We start from the raw sequence: 17,494 nt of genomic DNA on the forward strand, positions 1-17,494 counted from the left end.
GGACGACCTGGCCGCCTACCACGGCCGGGAGTCCGAGCCGGTACTGCGCTGCCGACTGCAAGAGGCCACCTGCCACGCCGTGCTCGGCGAGACCGGGGTGGCGCTGCGGGAGATGGAGTCACTCCTGGCCGACCAGCGCCGCATCCTCGGCGAGGACCACGAACGCACCCTGGACCTGCGCCGCCAGATCGGCATGCTGCACATGGGCGCCGGTGACACCACCCGAGCCCACCGCATCCTCTCGGACCTGCTGGCCGACATCGAGCGCCTGCACGGCCCCAGCCACCCCTTGGCCGAGAGCGTCCGCAACCTCCTCGGCGACCTGCCCGACGACTCCAAGTGGTGACTGGAATGAGTTCGTGCATGCCCCCTGGAGGCAGGTGCTTCGCCTGAAAGGTAGGAATCCATTGCCGCGGGGGAAGGGACACGGCCCGGCCGCCGCAGCCCCATGAACGGCACGATTGCCTTGCGCAGCAGGACTGCTTTGCAGTCGCTGCGCACCGGGCGTGGTCGCCTAACTCTGCGTGCTTGCTGGTGTTCGGGCCCCTCGGCTGGGAGCTGCGGCGGGCAGGGCGGTGGCCGTCAGCCTGGTGGAGGCGCTAGGCGAAAGTGGTTATGCGGGATCGTCACCCGGCGGGAGCAGCGCTCCGGAGGTGAGTCCCTCCGCCAGCAGCTCCGCGGCCTTCTCGGCCGCCTCCTCGGCCCGCCGGGCCGCACTTCGCAGCTCGTGCAGTCGCCGGAAGGCCCGGCCGTAGCGGCGCTGCTCGTCCAGCGGCAGCAGCGGTACCCGCAAGCGGCGGGGGTCCAGTTGCAGGGACGAGCCGCCGGGGGCGACGCGGCCGATGTTGCCGGGGGCGGTGAGGAAACCGGCCAGGAACCACGGGTCCAGCCGGGTGGGGTCCGGGCGGAGCAGGCGGACGGTCAGGCCCAGCAGGCAGCCGGCGTCCTCCTCGTCGGCCACCCGGGCGACCGGTGGGCGGCCCGGTCCGAGCACCCCGGGTAGCAGTACGTCGCCGGCTTCGATCACCGTCGGGTCCAAGGAGTGCAGTTCGGTGGGGTCGCCGCCGGCTCGGCGTCCGGCGAGCAGGTCCGCTCCGGTGAGGACGGCGCGTCCGGCGTGCTCGGCCGGGACGCGGGCGTTCGGGGAGGTGTGGACGGTGCGGTGCAGGGTGAGGGCGCCGCCGCGCCTCAAGTCGGCGATCGTGGCGGTGCGCCAGGTGCGCGCCTGCTCGCCCGCGACCGGCCAATGGCCCAGGGCGCCCGCCTCGGTCAGCGTCCTGGTCGCCTTGGTCAGCTCTGCCAGTGCGCCGGCGGCTCGGCGGGCGGTGGCGGCCGGGTCTGTCTGTGGGACGGTGCGGACGTGGCGGGCGGGGGTGAGGTCCACGAACTCGTCCAGCAGCGCGATGAGGGGCACGGCGCGCGCCCGGCCCGGCTCGGGGGTGAACCCCGCCGGGTCGGCGCAAAACGCCCGCCAAGCCGACAGCACGGCGCCGCTCAGCGCGTCCCAGTCGATGGAGCCGCGCCGTTCCCGGCCGCTTTCCGCCTCGGTCGCCGTGTCGATGAACAGCACCGTCTCCGGTGGTTTGGCCTGCGGGTCGGGGCGCTGCAGCACCCACACGTGCAGGCCGATGTGCAGCGGGACGGCCGCACCGGGCGGCAGCGCGATCACCGCTCGCACTGCGCCGCCGCGCAGCAGCGCCCCCCGCACCCGGCGTCCGGAGGAGCGGGCGGCCACCGCCGGCGGCAGTAGCAGTACCGCCAGGCCGCCGGGCTCCAGGTGCGCCAGGGCGTGCTGCGCCCAGGCCAGTTCGGATTCGGCGCGCGGGGGCAGCCCGTAGGCCCAGCGCGGGTCGTAGGCCAGCTCGTCGTGCCCCCAGTCGCGGTCCCCGTACGGCGGGTTGCACAGCACCCCGTCCACGGTGAGGCCGGGGAAGGCGTCGGCGCGCAGGCTGTCCCCCTCGCGTACCGTGACCTCCGCCTCGGGCGCGGTCAGCAGCAGCCGTACGGTGCTGCGCCGCGCCTGCACCGGCAGGCTGTCTTGACCGGCCAGGAACGCGGCGCCGTGCCGGGCCGCGGCGGCCAGCAGCGTTCCGCCGCCGCAGGCCGGGTCCAGCACGCGCGCCGGGTAGGGGCCGCCGCTCGGCTTGAGAAGGCGGGCCATCAGGTCGGCCAGCTTGGGGGGAGTGCCGTAGGTGCCGCCGGAGGTGCTGTCCTCCAGCTCCCGTTCGGCCAGCACGTCCAAGGCTGTCTGCGCGCCTTCGTCCCGCACGCACTGCAGCAGCGCGCGCAGGACGTCTGCCTCTTCGGTGCGGTAGCCGATCTCCTCCGCACCGGACAGCGCTCCCGCCAGCCGGTGCACCGCGTCCGTCACCTGGGAGGCCATGTCCGCATCGGGCAGCCCGCCCAGCTCTGTGAGGTCGCCGTCCGCAAGCCGGGCGGCGGCGAGCACCAGCGGCAGCAGCCGTGCCGTGTCACCGCCGTGCGCGCGCAGCGTGGTGCGCAGCTCCTCGATGGGACTGGCCGCGGACGCATGGCCGCGCGCCTTCAACCAGGCCCGCACGGCGTCCAGGTCGTACAGCGGGCTGGCCTCGGTACCGCCGACCGGGGCCGGGAAGTCGGCATGCCGGCGACGCCAGTTGCTGACCGTGGCGCGCGTGACCCCGGCGATCCGGGAGATCTCGGCGGCGGTCACCTGGGCGGGTGGCTTCGACATGACCTTCCTGACCTCGGGAGTGGGGCTGCCTGGAGGGCACTATACACCGCTGTCAACGACAGTGAGCATCATGAATTGATTTGACAGTGCTTTCATGAGAATGTCAGCCTGATGGGGCTTCCAGCATCGGGGGCTTGCCGGGGCGGGACGACACCCGGAGCCGGTCCCTCGGACGTGAAAGGCGATTGACGGGCCGAGACCCGCCCTCGACAAGGCAGAAGCCATCACCGAACGGCGAGCATGAGTGGGAGAGCCGACCATGAACTCCGACATCGCCGAGCGGCGCGCCCGTCCCGGCGGAAAGCCGGCCCGCAAGCCGTGGTGGCGCTACCGGCGGGTCCTGGTGTCAGGGGGCCTGGGTCTGATCCTGTTCGGCGTCCTGGTGGTTGACGAGGTGCGCAACTCCACCCCGCAGCCGATCCCCCTCACCGGCACGCTCACTCTGAAGGGAGGAAGCAAAGCCTTCTCGGGGGCGCGGGACTCCTTCTCTTCCTCCTGCGAGGGCATCGGGGGATATGCCGACATCACGAGGGGCGCCCAGGTCGTCGTGCGCGATCCCGAGGGGAGGACCATCGCCGTCGGCGCTCTCGGCCCCGGTAAGACACAGGACGTCACTGAGTACAAGCAGTACAACGGCGGCACGGTCCGGTACGCCTGGAGCTGCGTCTTCCCCTTCGAGATTCCCGAGGTTCCCTGGCACGACTTCTACAGCGTCGAGGTCACCCACCGCGGCCAGGTCACGTTCACCCAGGCCCAGGTGCTGCTCGGCGAAGTGCATCTGAGCCTCGGCAACTAGGACCGGCGCATCTCGGGCGGCATCCCATCGCCGGTCGCGACGTCCTCGCAGGTCCGTTCACTGATCCAGCAGAACTTCGGAGTGTCGTCATGCACGCGCAGCCTCCTTCGTCCACTCCCCGACCGCCGCTGGGACAGCCCGGATACCCGCAGCTCGGGGTGCCGCCCAAGCGCTCGGCGACGATCACGGTGCGGCGCGGCGTCGCCGTCTTCGCTCTCGGCCTGACCGCCTTCGTCTCCTGCGGGATCGGCGGTGCCGTCACTGCCGGTGACACCCAGCAGGCAGGTTCGGCGTCCGGGGCGAGCGCCGAGCCGAAGCCCCGCGTCACCGTCACGGTCACGAAGACCGTCACCGCCGCGCCCCAGAAGGACGGCGCAGGCTCCGCCCGGCCCGCCGCCGGCGATGAGGATGACAGGGTCGAGCTGCCCGATGTCGTCGGCAAGAACGGCGCCATCGCCCGCGACATCCTCGAGCGGGCCGGGTTCAAGAACATCGACTATTCCTCGGCCGACCCGAACGGCGCCAGCGTGGTGCTTCTGCCGGTGAACTGGCGGGTCGTCAAGCAGGAGCCCGCCGCGGGCAAGAAGGTGGACCCCACGGCCCTGGTCGTGCTGACCGTGGTCAAGGCGTCGAGCTGACGGCGACCAGCGCCGAGGGCCTTCCTGCCTGCCGGACGAGGGGAGATGCCGGCGAAGGCGGCTCGTCCGGCGACCGCTTCAAGGAAGACGGGCAAGGCGTGAGTGACGAGCTGCCCGCTTGCCACCGGGAGGGGAGAGACGCCGCCCGGCGGAGCGGCGGACATGACCTGTCCGGCGGCCGTCTCAGGGAGGTCGCGAGTGACAAGCCATCTCCCTTGTCAATAGAAGAAAAGGCTATGAAGTGATTTGACAGTGCTTTCATTGCTATGTCACTCTTGTTGTGCTTCCAGTGCTGGAAGCCTGTCGGGCGGGACGATTCCCGGCGCCGGTCCCTCGGGTGGGAGGTGAGGGCAGGGCCGTGGTCCCGCCCTTCGCGACGCGGCGGAAGCCGTCACCGGGTGGTGAGAACAGACAGGAGATGACCATGAGCGCCGCCCCGCCCCAGCGGGGAGCCGGCCCGCGGGCACGGTGACGGGTTCTGGTCTTCCGAGGGCCTGGACCTGAGTTCGGCCGGTGTCTTGCCAGGCGGCACCGGCCACCTGTGCGGCCTCGTCCGCCTCCGCGTCGAGAACGTCCGCGATCTGGTCGCCGAGTCCGGTTGATGTAGTGGGGGGATTCAGTTCATGCCTGAAGTGAGTGAACGCCTGCTCCGCCGTGCGGTGAAGTGCGTCGTCGCCGGGGCGGCCGTGGTGCTGGTCGCCGCCTGCGGGTCACAGGAGGAGGCGAGGCGGGCGGCCCCCGCTCCGGCCAGACCGATCCAGGAGATCGGCGGAGTCTACGACGCCTCCCCGACCCCCGCCCCCTTCCCGAACCCCACGCTCCCGCAAGTACAGGTCGGGGAGACGGGACGAGCAGGGGACCTGGAACTCTCAGTAGAGGAGGCCAAGGCCGCGACCACGGCGCGGAAGCTGTTCAGCGGCGTGCACCGCGCCCAGGGCAGGTTCGTGATCGTCCCGGTGACGATGAAGAACCTCGGCAAGGAGCCCTTCTCCATGCTGGAGTTCATGGAGGCGACGCTGACGGACGTCTCCGGGGCGACCTACAACCAGGCCCGGGAGGTGGCGAGCGACCAGAGCATCCGCGGCACCTCCAACTTCAACTGGGAGATCAACCCCTCCAGTAAGGGCAAGGTCGTGCTCGTCTTCGACCTGCCGAAGGAGGTTCAGCCGAGCTTCATCACCGTCGAGGGCATCGCCACCATTCGTTTCTGAGGACCCGGCCGCCGAAGCAGCGGCGTCGCTTCCGGAGGAGTCGGCCCTTGGGAAAGAGGCGGCGCCCACCGCCGAACGCCTGCCGTCGAGGCGGCAGGTTCGGAAGGCGCGGGGAGGAGCCTCCGGTCTGGTGAAACCCTCGCGCTCTCATCCTGGCCGTCCGCTGCGGCAGGGGAACTTTCGGGTCAGGCCCGAAGGCAACGCCAGGTCGTTTCGGCGGTCCGGCCGAGGTGGGGTGTCCTGCCGAAGACGGTGAGCGCGATGTGCTTGCGGGCCTGCTCGCCGATGGGTCGGCGCTGGGAATGTTCGTCTCTTCTGAGGCCTCTGTGACCGCCATCGGGACGAGGCGGCCGGGAGCGCCTGAGGGGCGCGGCCTTGGCCGGCTCCGGGTGAGGGCGCTCGGGACGCGAACGCCCCCCGGCAGGGGTGCCGGGGGGCGTTCCGTCACAGCGATCAGCACTCTGTTTGCCGGACGTGATGCCGGCCGACAGAGTGCTGAACGCCTCGAGCGAGATCTTCAGGATTCCGCCGTCCGGGTTCTGGAGTCTCGCACGGCCACCTTGTGTGCGGTGCGTGCCGGCTCAAGGCACACTCCGCCGTTAGTAGCGCTGTGAGCAGACTTACGCCACTTCAGCCCATGGGCCATCGCCCTCCCGTTCTCTAGGCGGACGTTATCGGCGTTCGCTCGGCGCAGTGGCTGTACTTGCTGGACTTGGGTATCCGTCAACAGCGCGCAGGGGCGTCGTAGGTAAGCCGCAGTGCTTCTCTGCTCCCGGGGGCGAAGTCTCGAAGAGCTGCTTTGGGTAGGGCGTATGCCGGTTCAACACGGGTTTCTCCGCTGTGGCTGTGCTTCCGCTGAACCGGTTAAACGCTTAGTGCTCTTCGGAGCCCTTCGAGGGTACCGCCGGCGGTTGTTCTCTTAGTCAGTGGCGGTGGTCGTACTTGCCGGACTTGATGTCCGACAGGAAAGCGCCGAACGCCTCCGGGGAGAACTTGAGGATCGCGCCGTGAGGGTTCTTGGAGTCCCGGGCGGCCACTTCGCGGGGGGTGCGGGCCAGCTCGACACAGGTTGCTCCGCCGTTGCCACTGTGGCTGGACTTACGCCAGTGCATCACGTTGCCCATCTCTCAACCGCCTTTGCCAGTAGCGCAACCGATTGCTTCACTGGGAGGGCTTCCGCGCGGAGTGTTTCCCAGATGCGCTTTATGGTAGCCACGTCCTCTGGGTGTTCCAGTACGTCGCCGCTGAATGCGTCGTCCACGTAGGCGTACTCGTTGCCGTTCATCGCGGCGATGGCGAAGCCTCCGGCCAGGCCGGGGTACGCTCCGACCTCTTGTGAGACGATCTGGATCCTCACATTGGGCTGCTCGCTGCGCTCCAGCACCTTGACGAGCTGATCGTGCATCGTCTTGGCGCCGCCTATCGGGCGGTACAGAAGCGTCTCGTCGAGGATGGCGACGAACATGAGGGAGTGCTCAGGGGTGAGGACCTTCTGCCGATCCAGACGCACCTGCACCTGCTCTTCCACGTCGCCGGTCTGCCTGCCGGAGTTGGTGAAGACGGCGCGGGCGTACTCCTCGGTCTGGAGCAGGCCGGGGATGAGGAGCGGCTCGTACCACAGCATTGACGTCGCTCCTTCTTCGATCTCCCGCCAGCGCCCCATGTACTCCGGGAGCGGCTCGTTCTGAACGAGATCTTCCCGCATCCGGGTGAAGAGACCGCCGGTCCCCAGGATGCCCTCGACCCTCGTCAGGTGGTCGGGGTGCGGAATGCGCCGTCCCGACTCCCAGGCGCGCACCAGCGATTCAGAAACGAATACAGATTGTGCAAGTTCGACCCTGCTTATCCCTTTTGCCTCGCGTGCCCGTCTTATCTCTCGGGCGAGGAACAGCCGGGGCGTCATGCGGCTCGTTGCCATTGAACGCACTCCCTCGTACACATCGATCGGGGGGCTCATCGTTGCGGGGTGCAGGTGTTTCGCGCCCCCAAGAATAGGTCGCATCGCCACTCTTGACGAGCAGGATTTCAAAGCTCGTGACGAGAAGTCAGAGGAAATGATCATTTCTGGCGATGCGACGCGCTCTCACTGCACTCGCCGGTGCCCGAACCGGACCATTCCGGCCGCCTATCCCGCGCACCTCGCCCACCCATTCGGCCCTGCTGTCCGGCCTGCACCCCACCGGCCGCAGCCCCTGACAGCGCCTCTCGCCCCTTCACCGGAAAACCCGCCTTGCCCAGACGCTTTGCCTGCTCTCCGCCCGGCCCCCGCTCCGTCTCGCCCGCCGTTCCTCCCGGCTCACCCGACCCCGGCCCCACCCGACACCGGCGACCACGCCGCCGAACGCGCCGTCTTCGTCCGCTATTTGAAAGCCGTCATCAACGTCTACGCCCCCTGGACCACCTCTCCGGTGGTCAACGACCGGGAACGCCGCTTCGCCCACGCCCGCATCACCAAGGCCCAAGACCTCCTGAACCGTCTCCCCGACCGGCACCCATCCGACGGCCCCCGGCCTCCCCGCTGATCACAAGCCCGTGCCGCCGCGGCCTCCCACGGCCTGATCCGCCCATCCGGAAAGGAGTCCCATGCCACTGCCCGCCGTCCTCCCCGTCCCCGTCGAGCCCATCCCGTCCATGTACTGGCGGCGCTCCTTCCCCGGCCGGGCCGGTCAGGTCCGCGCCGCCAGAGCCTTCGCCGCCTGCCTGCTGGCCGACTTCCCACCCCTGGACGACGTCCTGCTGGTGCTGGACGAACTGGCCGTCAACGCGTTGCGCCACACCCGCTCCGGCCTGCCCGGCGGCCGCTTCATCGTGGAAGTCCGCCGCGACTGCACCGGCGTGACCGTCTCCGTCACCGACCAAGGCGGCCCCACCGACCCGCGCGTCCGCCGCGTCACCGACGCCTCCGACCCGTCCTCCCTGGCCGAGTCCGGCCGCGGCCTCCTCACCGTCGAGGCCTTGGCCACCGCTTGGTCCTGGACCGGCACCCGCGCCTCCCGCACCGTCCACGCCGCCTTCGCCGCCCCGGACGCCCGCTGCTGAGAACATGCGGCGGCGCCGCGGGACCTGGGACGATCCCTGCCCGCTGCCGGCACGGTCCCTGCGGCACCGAATTCCGCCCCGCCCCGCCGGATCCTCGCCACTGCCAGCGAAGAGGGAATGGTGTGGCTGTGGGACATCGAGGCCCGTCAGGCCGTCGCCGCTCTCACCCACCGAGGCGGACTGGGGAGATGGATCAGAAAACGCTTCCACGACTTCTTCCTCCCGAGCACCTCGGTGGTGTTCAGCCCGGACGGCCGGCTGCTGGCCACCGCGAGCCAGAACCGCATTGTGCGGATATGGCAGATCGAAGTCTGAAGGCCGGCGAACCGGGGCGGGGAAGCCTTGGATGGTCGTCTGATGTGGGACTCGCGGCCTGGGGCCTGAACCGGCGTGAGATCCGCGGAGGGGGACGAGCCTGCCGCCGGCAGGTGGCGCTGGTGCTGCAGGCGGGGTGCCGACGGGGTTGAGGGCGACCGCGGTCACGACGCCCGTCCCGTGCGGGGCGAGCTCAGGCAACGAGGTGGGCGAAGCGCCTCCGGGAGAACCCCGCTTCGGTCTTTTCGTCCTGAGCCGCTTTCGGAGGGGGGCGGTCTGGGCGGCGAGGCGTTCGGAGGGGAGGGGGAGGGTTTGCGGGCCAAGGGAGTGAGTCTGCTGCGGGAGGCCGCGCAGCGGGCATGGGCGGCCGGTGACGCGAAGGAAAGGAACTTGGTACTCGAGGACGTCGCCAAGGTCATGGCGCTTTATGACGCCGCCGAGGCCGCCCACCACCACCTGGCCGCGGCCGAACGGATGGCCCGCAGCATCACCGAGCGCCCAGATCAGGCCACGCACTCGTCCCGGGCCGTCCTTTTCTGACTATGACCTGATCTGAAAAGTGCCGATGCGCAACGAATAAGGGGCGGATGTGCGGACGGTGCACTCCACCGAGATATGGACGTCCGAAATTCATTTCCGCCGTCATAACCCTGTCTGAGCCACCCACTAAGGTTTTTAGGCGGATATGCCAGGAAAGGGGGATTGGGTTGTGGTCGCGGATGCGTCGTCCGCTGGAGAAGCCCCCCGGCAGGGGCACGGCGCTGATCCTGAGGGCAGGGTGCGCGCGGTGGCGGAGCAGGCCCGGGTGAAGACGCTGCGGATTCAGCCGCGGGCGATGGCGCTGCCTCCCGATGAGCTGGCCGAATGCGCCCGGACGGCGGTGAACGAGGCGTTGGCGGACCTGCGCTCTGCGATGCCTTCGGATGCCGGCCCGGGGGTGGATCCGGCCGCGGCGCTCGAGTACCTGAACCAGGTCCAAGTGGAGGGCCTGCGGACCCTGGAGCTGGTGACCGGGGCGTTGGAGCAGGCCATGGCCCAGATCCGGCAGACCGCCGCGGCACACGGCACCCCTGCACCCCACGGCCTGCACAGGATCGTGGAGGAGGTCCAGCAGACGCTGGCGGCGGTGTCCCGTCCTCCCCAAGAAGCCCCCGACGACCTGGAGGGGACGGCAGAGGCCGCGCAAGGCCGGGTGCGAGCGGTGGCCGAACCCGGCGGCCGAATCCGGTCACTGACCGTGCAGGCGCGGGCAATGCGCTCGCCGTCCCAGGAATTGGCCGAACACATCGTCACCGCGGTCAATAACGCACTGGACGACCTGCAGGCCAAAACCCGACGCGAAACCGAAATCGTGGAAATCGACCAGCGGCGGCTGGATGAACTGCGCGAGTCGGCCATGCGTCAGAGCGCCGAGTTCATGCGTTCGGTCAGCGACATGATCAACTCGATTCAGCCGAGGTGAGACCGTGGGGCGGGAACTGCAGACGCGCACCGGCACGCTGCGAAGCGCCGGCGAGCAGCTCCGCCAGGCCGGGCAACAACTCGACGCCGACTACAAGGCGCTGCTCGCCCAAGTGCAAGGGCTGGGCGGGGTGTTCGGCGAAGACATGATCAGCGCCCTGATCAAAGCCTCCTATGAGTCGGCCGTGGACGTGGCCACCGACTGCTTCACCTCAGCCGCCGAAGGCTATGCCGACTTCGGCGCCGGACTGCTGAAGATGGCCGGCCACCTGGACGACACCGAGGCCGAAAACGTCTCCGGCATCAATCGGCTCGGCAACCAGGCGCTCTGAGAGGACGACGGCAAGTGGGGCTGGTACTTCCCGCACAGCTCGCCGGGCTGCTGGAGGAGCTCGGCTACATGTGGCCCAACACCGATGAGGTCAAGCTGTTCCAGATGGGCCAGGCCTGGATGGAGCACGGCGGCAAGGTCTCCACCGTCGTCCAGCAGGCCGACCAGGCCGTGCAGACCGCGCTGTCGGCCAACCGGGGCCAGGGCGTGGAGGCGTTCCAGGCCAAATGGAACGCCGAAGACTCCGCCCACCAGGTCGCCCAGGACGGCGTCACCGGCGCCCGCGTGATCGGCGCGGCGCTGTTGGCCTGCGCAGCGATCGTCATCGCCTTGAAGATCACAGTGATCATCCAGCTGACGATCCTGCTGATCCAGATCATCCAGGCCATCGCCGCCTCGGTGGCCACCTTCGGCGCCTCCCTGGCCTGGATCCCGGTGGCCAAGAAGCTGGCCGACATGGCCATCAACTTCGCCATCAGCCGGGCGATGGAGGCCATCCTTGGCTCCTAAGGGCGGCGGGGCGGCGGCCCGGGCGGTCACCGGCATCGTCGGCAAGGCCGCCGCCCGGGTCATGTCCCGCATCGCCGGCAAAGCCACCCGCGCCGGTGTCCGCCGGAGCGGCCGGCAGAGCGCCCGCCAGGCGAGCCGACTCGGAAACCGCCTCCGCAACCTGCGCAACCGCCTCACCGGGCGCCGCAACGCTGCGGGTGGCGACACCACCAAACCCCTCGACGGCCGCCACGCGACCAAGGACCCGATCGACGTCGCCAGCGGTGAGGTCTTCCTCAACCAGATCGATCTCGAACTGCCGGGTGTGCTGCCGCTGGTGCTGGAGCGCACCCATGTCTCCTCGTTCCGGACGGGCCGGTGGTTCGGGCCGGGCTGGTCCTCCACGCTCGATCAGCGGCTGGAGGTGGACAATCTCGGGGTCTGCCTGGTCACCACCGAGGGCCGGATCCTGACCTATCCGATCGGGGTGTACGGGCAGCCGGTCTGGCCGCTGAAAGGCGAGCGCTGGCCGCTGATCATCGACGGCGACTCCTACACCGTCCACCAGCCGCAGACCGGCACCACGTTGCACTTCGCCCCCCAGCCGAACGCCGGCATCCCGGGCGAGGCGGTCGCCGTGCTGCCGATCAAGGCGATCAGCGACCGCAACGGCAACCGCATCGACTTCGACTACGACGGCCAGGGCGCCTTGGTGCGCATCCGCCACTCCGGCGGTTATGTCATCGACGTCGATACCGACGACGGTCTCATCACCGCTTTGCGGATGGGGGAGACCGCCCTCAAGACGTTCGACTACGACGAGGCGGCCAACCTCACCGAGGTGGCCGGTCCCACGGGAGCGCCGACCCGGTTCGACTACGACGAGGCCGGCCGCCTGACCCGCTGGACCGACACCAACGGCAACTGGTACGCCTACACCTACGACGAGCGGGGCCGTGCCATACGGGGCACCGGCTCGGGCGGCTACCTCAACGTCGCCCTCGAATACCACGACGACCGCACGGTTTTGACCGACTCCCTCGGTCACCGCACCGTCTACCACTTCAACGAACGGCGCCAGCTCGTCGCCGAGACCAACCCCCTTGGGGCGGTCACCCGCTATGAATGGGACGACAACGATCGGCTGCTGACGGTCACCGACCCGCTGGGACGCACCGTCCGCTACACCTACGACGAATTCAGCAACATCACCTCCATCACCCGTCCTGACGGTGCCGTCACCACCATCACCTACAACGATCAGTGCCGCCCGACACAGATCGTCGAATTCGACGGCGCCATCTGGAACTCCACCTACGACGAGCGAGGAAATCTCCTCACCCAAACCGATCCCACTGGCGCCGTCATTCGCTGCACCTACGATGAGCGGGGCGCGCTGACCTCTGTCACCGATCCCGCCGGTGGCACCACCCGTATCGAGTGCAATCCGGCTGGCCTGCCCATCGCCGTCACCAACTCACGCGGTGGCGTAACCCGCTACCGGTACAACCCACTCGGCCGGATCACTGAGCTGGTCGATCCCATCGGCGGTGTTTCCACCTTCACGTGGACACCCGACGGCAGGCTCACTTCCCGCACTACCCCTGATGGGGCGAGCGAACACTGGTCTTATGACCATGAGGGAAACCTGGTCGAGTACACCCGGCCCACCGGGCAGACCACCCGGTGGGAAATCGGCCCCTTTGATCAGCCGATCGCCTGGATCGGACCGGACGGGGGCCGTCTGGAATTTGCGTACGACACCGAGCTCCGGCTGACCTCCGTCACCAATCCCCAGGGGTTGGTGTGGCGCTACGCCTACGACGTCGCCGGCAACCTCATCTCCGAGACCGACTTCAACGGCCGCGTCGTACATTACGCCTACGACGCAGCCGGCCAGCTCACCACCTATACCAACGGTGCGGGGCAAGTCACCGCCTTCACCCGTGATGTCCTGGGCGCCATCGTCCGCAAGGACGCCGGCGGCGAGATCACTACCTTCACCTATGACCGTGCCGGACGGCTGGTACGGGCCGTTAACACCCACGCCGACCTGCGCCTGGAACGCGATCTGCTGGGCCGGGTCACCGCCGAGATCTGCAACGGCCGCGTTCTGAGGTGGACTTATGACGAGGTGGGGAACCGGGTTCGCCGCCGCACTCCCTCCGGAGCCGAGAGCGTCTGGACCTACGACCCGGCGGGCCTGCCGCTCAGCCTGACCACCGCCGGCCAGGTCATCACCTTCGAACATGACGCGGCAGGCCGCGAAGTCCGCCGCCGGATCGGCACCGGGGTCATCCTCGACCAACAGTGGGACGCCGTCCACCGCCTGACCTCCCAAGCCCTCTGGGGCGCCCCCGCCTCCCCAACGGCTCAGCCCAGGCTGCTGCAGCACCGCACCTACTCCTACCGGCCCGACGATTACCCGATCGCCATCACCGATCGACTGTCGGGACATCGCGCTTTTGAACTGGACGCTGTCGGACGCATCACCGCCGTTCAGGGGCAGGGAGGGAACGAGCGGTACACCTACGACAGCGCGGGCAACATCATCCACGCCCTCTGGCCCACCGACGGCGACCCTTCTGCTCTTTCAGCCGATGCCGCCGGTGAACGCAGCTATACAGGGGTCCGCATTCGCCGTGCCGGTCGCATTCACTATGAATACGACGCCCAGGGCAGAGTGGTGCTGCGCCGCCACGCCCGCCTGTCTTCAAAGCCGCTGATCTGGCGCTTTTACTGGAACGCCGAGGACCGGCTCACCTCTGTCCAGACACCCGACGGGCACTGGTGGCGCTATCTTTACGACCCTCTCGGCCGGCGTATCGCCAAACAGCATCTCGCTCCCGACGGGAAGACCCTCCTGGAACAGATCGACTTCATCTGGGAGGGGCCCTCGATCGCCGAACAGATCCATTACGCATGGTCGGCGGGGCAACTCTCTGCAGACCATGTCACCACCTGGGACTATGAGCCCGGGACTTTCCAGCCTCTTACTCAAAGTGAGCACATCACCTCCGGTGCTTCCCAGCACGGAAGGGCGGTTCGCCGTTTCCATGCGATCATTGCAGATCTCGTCGGAACTCCCGTCGAACTGGTCGCTCCCGACGGGAGCATTTCCTGGCGATCCCACGCCGCCGTATGGGGGGCTCCTTACGTTTCCCGGGCGGATCAGATCAGCTGTCCTCTTGGTTTCCCAGGGCAGTACTATGATTCTGAGACCGGCCTTTACTTCAACTATTTCCGTTACTATTCTCCCTTTGATGGCCGGTATCTCAGCCCGGATCCCTTGGGGCTGAGCCCTCAGCCCAACCCTTATATCTATGTCATTAATCCGTTTGTCTGGGCGGATCCTTTCGGGCTCTATCCTCACCGGCAAGGAAAGGAGCCTCGTTATGGCTCACACGAGCTGAGTCGAAAAGTTATAGATTACCGTGTTGAAAACCCAAATGTATTGCCGAAGCAAAATGTTGCTCTCTATCGGGTTGAGGTGCCAGGTGAGAGGCCGGGTGAGACGATTGTGCGGGATCTTTTTTTGCGAATGAGCGGCGGGGGAAGCATTCCGAGAAAATTGCTGATGAATATCTTACTGCGCATGGTATAGACCCTAGTTGGGTAAAGGCGATCTACTCGGAGAGAAATTTTTGTACTACCCCAGGCCATGAATGTGCAGGACTTGTGAGGAAGTATGCTAATGCCGAACTTTACTGGACTTTCGACCGTTATGAGGAAGGGTATGCGCCAAGTATTATCCGCAAGGCGGTAACTGATGCTTTTATGAGTAGGAAGCGGGTATCGTCTAACTTCAGCTAAGGATTTCTCTGTCAGTCGATTTCACCGAGATGGTTAATGGCCTGAGAGAGGAAAAAATCCTAGTAGGAACGTGGGTGGGATAGCAGTAGGACGACATACAGGACTGATGCCGTCTTTACCTGGTGTGAGGGTATCAGTTGTGGCCTGCTGGGTGCACTGCCCCTTAGTAAGAAGTGGGGCGATGTGGAAGTGTGCTCCTTAGCAGCGAGAGAATCTTAGTCTCCTACCTGCCATATCTTCGCGGTGCTGTCGTCGCTTGCGGTGGCGAGGGTGGTGCCGTCCGGGCTGAATGCCACAGATCCGACTGTGTGCTCATGTTCGGTGAGTGTGGTGATGAGGTGGCCGGTCTTGGCATCCCACAGCTTCACGGTCGCGTCGAAGCTTGTGGTGGCAAGGACGGTGCCGTCCGGGCTGAATGCCACGGATCCGATTATGTGTCTGTGTCCGGTGAGTGTGGTGATGAGGTGGCCGGTTTTGACATCCCACAGCTTCACAGTCTTATCCTCGCTTGCGGTGGCGAGGGTGGTGCCGTCTGGGCTGAAGGCCAAGGCGCCAAAGCTAAAATCTTCGTCCCCGGTGAGTGTGGTGATGAGGCGGCCGCTCTCGACCTGCCACAGCTTGACGGTCTCGTCGTGACTTGATGTGGCGAGAAGGGAGCCGTCCGGGCTGAAGGCCACCTCTACGACGAGGTCCTCGTGCCCGTCGAGTGTGGTGATGAGCTGGCCGGTCTTGGCTTCCCACAGCTCTACGACGCCGTCGGCGGTCGCCGTGGCGAGGATGGTGCCGTCCGGGCTGAAGACCACCCAGAAGACCGCCCAGTCATGTTCGCGGAGTGTGGTGATGAGGTGGCCGGTTTTGGCCTGCCACAGCTTCGCAGTGCCGTCGCCCCCGGCAGAGGCGAGAACGGCACCATCCGGGCTGAAGGCCACCGAGCGAACCCACCCCTGGTGCTCGGTGAGTGTGGTGATGAGGTGGCCGGTTTTGACATCCCATAGCTTCACAGTCTCGTCGCGGCTTGCGGTGGCGAGGGTGGTGCCATCTGGGCTGAAGGCCACCGAGAAGACACAGCCCCTGTGTCCGGTGAGTGTGGTGATGAGCTGGCCGGTCTCGACCTGCCACAACTTCACAGTCTCGTCCTCGCCCGCGGTGGCGAGAATGGTGCCGTCTGGGCTGAAGGCTATCGGGCCGACCCAGCCTCTGTGCCCGGTGAGGGTGGCGTGGAGACGGAGCTTGCCGTAGTCGATACCCATCCGATTCCCCAATGCATCGGATCAGACGATGGTAGTGAGTTGCCCCGGCGAAAGGGGAACGCATTTCTATCATGGCGCCTTCGGGCGGCAGGGTGACACCGCCGAGCCGAACCAGGAAGCGTCTTCCCTAGCCTATGAGGCCTTCGGTGACTGTTGCGCTCACCGCCGGCCTTGGGGCCCGCCCCATGCATTGACCGGGATTCACTTCCTGGCATGAAGGTAGAGACAGGACCAGCACCCTCCTTACCAGGCGTAAGGATATCGGCCAGGATTCGCCGGGGTCGTCTCCTCCTTTGATGAGAAGCAGGGTGGCCTGAAGGAGAGCTGCTTTCCACTGGGAGAACCTCAGTCTCCTACCCGCCATATCTTCGCGGTGCCGTCGTCGCTTGCGGTGGCGAGGGTGGTGCCGTCCGGGCTGAAGGCCACGGATCCGACTGTGTGCTTGTGTTCGGTGAGTGTGGTGATGAGCCGGCCGGTCTCGACCTGCCACAGCTTCACGGTCGCATCGTCGCTTGTGGTGGCGAGGGTGGTGCCGTCCGGGCTGAATGCCACGGATCCGATTATGTGTCTGTGTCCGGTGAGTGTGGTGATGAGGTGGCCGGTTTTGACATCCCACAGCTTCACGGTCTTGTCGTGATTTGCGGTGGCGAGGGTGGTGCCGTCTGGGCTGAAGGCCAAGGCGCCAAAGCTAAAATCTTCGTCCCCGGTGAGTGTGGTGATGAGGTGGCCGGTTTTGACCTGCCACAGCTTGACGGTCTTGTCGTGACTTGATGTGGCGAGAAGGGAGCCGTCCGGGCTGAAGGCCACATCCGTGACGAGGTCTTCGTGCCCGTCGAGTGTGGTGATGAGCTGGCCGGTCTTGGCCTGCCACAGCTCCAGGACGCCGTCGGCGGTCGCTGTGGCGAGGGTGGTGCCGTCCGGGCTGAAGACCACCCAGAAGACCGCCCAGCCATGTTCGCGGAGTGTGGTGATGAGCCGGCCGGTTTTGGCCTGCCACAGCTTCGCAGTGCCGCCACCCCCGGCAGAGGCGAGAACGGCACCATCCGGGCTGAAGGCCACCGAGCGAACCCACCCCTGGTGCTCGGTGAGTGTGGTGATGAGTTGGCCGGTTTTGACATCCCACAGCTTCACAGTCTCGTCGCGGCTGGCGGTGGCGAGGGTGGTGCCGTCTGGGCTGAAGGCCACCGAGAAGACGTAGTCTCTGTGTCCGGTGAGTGTGGTGATGAGCCGGCCGGTCTCAACCTGCCACAACTTCACAGTGCCGTCCTCGCCCGCGGTGGCGAGAATGGTGCCGTCCGGGCTGAAGACCACCGAGTCGATCCAGCCCCCGTGCCCGGTGAGGGTGGCGTGGAGACGGAGCTTGCCGTAGTCGATACCCATCCGATTCCCCAATGCATCGGATCAGACGATGGTAGTGAGTTGCCCCGGCGAAAGGGGA

The 17,494-nt window shown here is 67.1% G+C and carries 19 protein-coding genes; 13 read left to right on the forward strand and 6 right to left on the reverse strand.

Translation table 11 applies throughout. The features are described from left to right. A partial coding sequence (locus BUE48_RS06960; protein WP_353745279.1) for a tetratricopeptide repeat protein occupies positions 1–346 on the forward strand: 346 nt, incomplete at its 5' end. Between the two features lie 267 nt (positions 347–613). On the opposite strand, the gene BUE48_RS06965 is transcribed toward BUE48_RS06960, so the two are convergent. After that, positions 614–2,713, reverse strand: coding sequence for an N-6 DNA methylase (locus BUE48_RS06965; protein ID WP_286989384.1), 2,100 nt, complete (start codon positions 2,711–2,713; stop codon positions 614–616). 259 nt (positions 2,714–2,972) lie between these two features. Here BUE48_RS06965 and BUE48_RS06970 point away from each other — a divergent pair, with 259 nt between their 5' ends. The 3 genes from BUE48_RS06970 (at position 2,973) to BUE48_RS06980 (ending at position 5,358) form a co-directional block, all read left to right on the forward strand. After that, complete coding sequence (locus tag BUE48_RS06970) at positions 2,973–3,509, forward strand: hypothetical protein (RefSeq protein ID WP_012851774.1); 537 nt, start codon at positions 2,973–2,975, stop codon at positions 3,507–3,509. A gap of 158 nt (positions 3,510–3,667) precedes the next feature. Further along, on the forward strand, positions 3,668–4,147 hold the full coding sequence (locus tag BUE48_RS06975) for a PASTA domain-containing protein (protein ID WP_041439375.1): 480 nt from the start codon (positions 3,668–3,670) through the stop codon (positions 4,145–4,147). Positions 4,148–4,770: 623 nt separating this feature from the next. After that, a complete protein-coding gene (locus tag BUE48_RS06980) occupies positions 4,771–5,358 on the forward strand; it encodes a DUF4352 domain-containing protein (protein WP_012851776.1) in 588 nt (195 codons plus the stop codon). 517 nt (positions 5,359–5,875) lie between these two features. Here the strand turns inward: BUE48_RS06980 and BUE48_RS24485 are convergent. The 3 genes from BUE48_RS24485 to BUE48_RS06990 all read right to left on the reverse strand — a co-directional run bounded on the left by BUE48_RS24485 (position 5,876) and on the right by BUE48_RS06990 (position 7,261). Then, positions 5,876–6,004 carry a DUF397 domain-containing protein gene (locus tag BUE48_RS24485; RefSeq protein ID WP_083789794.1) on the reverse strand — a complete coding sequence of 43 codons (129 nt, stop codon included), beginning with the start codon at positions 6,002–6,004 and terminating at the stop codon, positions 5,876–5,878. A gap of 277 nt (positions 6,005–6,281) precedes the next feature. Next, positions 6,282–6,482: a DUF397 domain-containing protein gene (locus BUE48_RS06985; protein WP_286989387.1), complete on the reverse strand. Its 201-nt coding sequence runs from the start codon at positions 6,480–6,482 to the stop codon at positions 6,282–6,284. Then, positions 6,470–7,261, reverse strand: coding sequence for a helix-turn-helix domain-containing protein (locus BUE48_RS06990; protein ID WP_286989388.1), 792 nt, complete (start codon positions 7,259–7,261; stop codon positions 6,470–6,472). The genes BUE48_RS06985 and BUE48_RS06990 overlap by 13 nt, the downstream gene beginning before the upstream one ends. 340 nt (positions 7,262–7,601) lie before the next feature. Here BUE48_RS06990 and BUE48_RS06995 point away from each other — a divergent pair, with 340 nt between their 5' ends. From BUE48_RS06995 to BUE48_RS24490, 9 genes are all read left to right on the forward strand, one after another. Next, the gene (locus BUE48_RS06995; RefSeq protein ID WP_012851779.1) at positions 7,602–7,880 is read left to right on the forward strand and encodes a hypothetical protein; all 279 of its coding nucleotides are present in this window, start codon (positions 7,602–7,604) and stop codon (positions 7,878–7,880) included. A gap of 61 nt (positions 7,881–7,941) precedes the next feature. Beyond that, positions 7,942–8,397: an ATP-binding protein gene (locus BUE48_RS07000; RefSeq protein ID WP_012851780.1), complete on the forward strand. Its 456-nt coding sequence runs from the start codon at positions 7,942–7,944 to the stop codon at positions 8,395–8,397. Between the two features lie 117 nt (positions 8,398–8,514). Continuing rightward, on the forward strand, positions 8,515–8,712 hold the full coding sequence (locus BUE48_RS07005) for a hypothetical protein (RefSeq protein WP_041439377.1): 198 nt from the start codon (positions 8,515–8,517) through the stop codon (positions 8,710–8,712). 390 nt (positions 8,713–9,102) lie between these two features. Beyond that, a complete protein-coding gene (locus tag BUE48_RS07010) occupies positions 9,103–9,252 on the forward strand; it encodes a hypothetical protein (RefSeq protein WP_169313004.1) in 150 nt (49 codons plus the stop codon). 247 nt (positions 9,253–9,499) lie between these two features. Next, positions 9,500–10,174: a YbaB/EbfC family nucleoid-associated protein gene (locus BUE48_RS07015; RefSeq protein WP_169313005.1), complete on the forward strand. Its 675-nt coding sequence runs from the start codon at positions 9,500–9,502 to the stop codon at positions 10,172–10,174. Between the two features lie 4 nt (positions 10,175–10,178). Next, positions 10,179–10,505: a hypothetical protein gene (locus tag BUE48_RS07020; protein ID WP_012851784.1), complete on the forward strand. Its 327-nt coding sequence runs from the start codon at positions 10,179–10,181 to the stop codon at positions 10,503–10,505. Positions 10,506–10,519: 14 nt separating this feature from the next. After that, positions 10,520–11,014: a WXG100-like domain-containing protein gene (locus tag BUE48_RS07025; protein ID WP_012851785.1), complete on the forward strand. Its 495-nt coding sequence runs from the start codon at positions 10,520–10,522 to the stop codon at positions 11,012–11,014. Further along, on the forward strand, positions 11,004–14,597 hold the full coding sequence (locus tag BUE48_RS07030; RefSeq protein WP_012851786.1) for a DUF6531 domain-containing protein: 3,594 nt from the start codon (positions 11,004–11,006) through the stop codon (positions 14,595–14,597). The genes BUE48_RS07025 and BUE48_RS07030 overlap by 11 nt, the downstream gene beginning before the upstream one ends. Further along, on the forward strand, positions 14,594–14,806 hold the full coding sequence (locus tag BUE48_RS24490; RefSeq protein WP_353745281.1) for a hypothetical protein: 213 nt from the start codon (positions 14,594–14,596) through the stop codon (positions 14,804–14,806). Before BUE48_RS07030 ends, BUE48_RS24490 begins: the two co-directional genes overlap by 4 nt. A 215-nt stretch (positions 14,807–15,021) precedes the next feature. On the opposite strand, the gene BUE48_RS07035 is transcribed toward BUE48_RS24490, so the two are convergent. Next, a complete protein-coding gene (locus tag BUE48_RS07035; RefSeq protein ID WP_012851787.1) occupies positions 15,022–16,056 on the reverse strand; it encodes a WD40 repeat domain-containing protein in 1,035 nt (344 codons plus the stop codon). Positions 16,057–16,401: 345 nt separating this feature from the next. After that, the gene (locus BUE48_RS07040; RefSeq protein WP_012851788.1) at positions 16,402–17,436 is read right to left on the reverse strand and encodes a WD40 repeat domain-containing protein; all 1,035 of its coding nucleotides are present in this window, start codon (positions 17,434–17,436) and stop codon (positions 16,402–16,404) included. Positions 17,437–17,494: the final 58 nt, after the last annotated feature.

Source organism: Thermomonospora sp. CIF 1 (assembly GCF_001896795.1).
Classification (GTDB): domain Bacteria; phylum Actinomycetota; class Actinomycetes; order Streptosporangiales; family Streptosporangiaceae; genus Thermomonospora; species Thermomonospora curvata.

Excerpts from the sequence above, each read along its gene's own strand:
- BUE48_RS06965 (WP_286989384.1), bottom strand. The coding sequence starts at position 2,713 with ATGTCGAAGCCACCCGCCCAGGTGACCGCCGCCGAGATCTCCCGGATC.
- BUE48_RS06970 (WP_012851774.1), top strand. The coding sequence starts at position 2,973 with ATGAACTCCGACATCGCCGAGCGGCGCGCCCGTCCCGGCGGAAAGCCG.
- BUE48_RS06980 (WP_012851776.1), top strand. The coding sequence starts at position 4,771 with ATGCCTGAAGTGAGTGAACGCCTGCTCCGCCGTGCGGTGAAGTGCGTC.
- BUE48_RS24485 (WP_083789794.1), bottom strand. The coding sequence starts at position 6,004 with ATGGCCCATGGGCTGAAGTGGCGTAAGTCTGCTCACAGCGCTACTAAC.
- BUE48_RS06985 (WP_286989387.1), bottom strand. The coding sequence starts at position 6,482 with ATGGGCAACGTGATGCACTGGCGTAAGTCCAGCCACAGTGGCAACGGC.
- BUE48_RS06990 (WP_286989388.1), bottom strand. The coding sequence starts at position 7,261 with ATGACGCCCCGGCTGTTCCTCGCCCGAGAGATAAGACGGGCACGCGAG.
- BUE48_RS07000 (WP_012851780.1), top strand. The coding sequence starts at position 7,942 with ATGCCACTGCCCGCCGTCCTCCCCGTCCCCGTCGAGCCCATCCCGTCC.
- BUE48_RS07005 (WP_041439377.1), top strand. The coding sequence starts at position 8,515 with ATGGTGTGGCTGTGGGACATCGAGGCCCGTCAGGCCGTCGCCGCTCTC.
- BUE48_RS07035 (WP_012851787.1), bottom strand. The coding sequence starts at position 16,056 with ATGGGTATCGACTACGGCAAGCTCCGTCTCCACGCCACCCTCACCGGG.
- BUE48_RS07040 (WP_012851788.1), bottom strand. The coding sequence starts at position 17,436 with ATGGGTATCGACTACGGCAAGCTCCGTCTCCACGCCACCCTCACCGGG.